Here is a 1,803-nt window from a genome sequence, read left to right as displayed (position 1 = left end):
AGTTGATGTAGTGGACGCGGCCATGGACGCGTTTTCCGGCGGCACCTCGCAGCCCTGCCTCGGCTCCATCGTCGAAGGCCTGCGCAACACCGACCGCGATACCGGGCTGGACATCGCCAAGATCCGCGAAATCTCGGGTTACTGGGAGCAGGTGCGGGCGCAGTATGCGGCCTTTGAAAGCGGCCTCGCGGCGCCAGCCTCGGAAGTGTACCTGCACGAGATGCCGGGCGGCCAGTTCACCAACCTCAAGGCGCAGGCGCGCTCCTTGGGTCTGGAGGAAAAATGGGCTGATGTGGCGCAGACCTATGCTGACGTGAACCAGATGTTCGGCGATATCGTCAAGGTGACGCCGTCGTCCAAGGTGGTTGGCGACATGGCGCTGATGATGGTCAGCCAGGGCCTGACCCGCGATGAGGTTGAGAATCCGGAGACAGACGTGGCCTTCCCGGACTCGGTGGTTGACATGATGCGCGGCAACCTGGGCCAGCCTCCGGGCGGCTTCCCTGCGGGCATCGTCTCCAAGGTGCTGAAAGGCGACGCGCCCAATGTCGAGCGCCCCGGCGCACATCTGGACGCGGTGGACCTAGAAGCGGTCCGCGCCGAGCTGTCGAAGGAGCTGGAAGGCTTCACCGTCGATGACGAGGATCTGAACGGCTACCTGATGTATCCCAAGGTGTTCCTGGACTACATGGGCCGCCACCGCCAGTACGGTCCGGTGCGCAGCCTGCCGACCCGCACGTTCTTTTATGGCATGGAGCCAGGCGAGGAGATCACCGCCGAGATCGATCCGGGCAAAACCCTGGAGATCCGCCTGCAGGCGATTTCCGAAACCGACGTGAAGGGCGAAGTGAAGGTCTTCTTTGAACTGAACGGCCAGCCCCGGGTGATCCGGGTGCCGAACCGTCTGGTCAAAGCCTCGACCGAACAGCGCGCCAAGGCCGAAGTTGGCAATGCAAACCACGTCGGCGCGCCAATGCCGGGGGTTGTCGCATCGGTCGCGGTGCAGGTCGGCCAGCAGGTCCACGAGGGCGACATGCTGCTGACGATTGAGGCGATGAAGATGGAAACCGGCATCCACGCCGAACGCGACGCGGTGGTCAAGGCCGTGCACGTACAGGCCGGCACCCAGATCGACGCCAAGGACCTTTTGGTCGAGCTGGAGTAAACTTCTCAGCTGGCATAAAAAAAAGGGGCGCCCTGCCGGTTGGAGGGGCGCCCTTTTTCTATTGCGCGGCTAATGCGGAATTCCGCGGACATTCCGGCCGGTTTTCCGGCCAGCTTTCCGGCCCGGAAAACCGGGGCGGTCCGCAACTGTGGTCACCCGAAAATTCTCGCAGGATTTTTGGCCGTTTCCCGCGCCGGAAAACGGTTTTCCTCAATGTCAGGCGTTGAATGCTTCAGGGTCCGGCAAGGTTACGGTTTCAACCTGCACTGGCTTCATCCCATCAATCTGGCCGGCCCAGCTGTCCGCTTGCGGTGTGCTGTGGTGCTGCACGCCATGCGCAAGCAAACCCAAGGCAATTGCCGCACCCAGGCCAGTGATCCGCAGGCAGTCCTTCCAAAGCATGATCCAATCCCTCCTGAAAAGTTCCGCTTGATTGTGAGTGAAACGCACAGCCTGGCCGCTTCCGTCGCGGCGGGTGCAGATTTTTTTCATCCGCCGCCGGTTTTCCTCTTGCAGCGCGGGCGGCGACGCCCTAAATCACCGCTCACCGGATGGCAGCGCGGGCGTAGCTCAGGGGTAGAGCATAACCTTGCCAAGGTTAGGGTCGGGCGTTCGAATCGCCTCGCCCGCTCCATCGG

The 1,803-nt window shown here is 62.5% G+C and carries 2 protein-coding genes and 1 tRNA gene; 2 read left to right on the top strand and 1 reads right to left on the bottom strand.

The features are described from left to right. Nucleotides 1-1,165 (top strand): biotin/lipoyl-containing protein (locus A2I95_RS35170; RefSeq protein ID WP_291737200.1); only part of this gene is annotated, 1,165 nt, incomplete at its 5' end. A 216-nt stretch (nt 1,166-1,381) separates the two neighbouring features. Here the strand turns inward: A2I95_RS35170 and A2I95_RS35165 are convergent. Beyond that, nucleotides 1,382-1,567: a hypothetical protein gene (locus tag A2I95_RS35165; protein WP_291737198.1), complete on the bottom strand. Its 186-nt coding sequence runs from the start codon at nt 1,565-1,567 to the stop codon at nt 1,382-1,384. A 157-nt stretch (nt 1,568-1,724) separates the two neighbouring features. On the opposite strand from A2I95_RS35165, the gene A2I95_RS35160 reads away from it, so the two are divergent. Next, a tRNA-Gly gene (locus A2I95_RS35160) sits at nt 1,725-1,799 on the top strand. Nucleotides 1,800-1,803 lie beyond the last annotated feature (4 nt).

It is taken from the genome of Leisingera sp. F5 (genome assembly GCF_001593695.1).
This window is presented reverse-complemented; position numbering and strand designations above follow the sequence as displayed.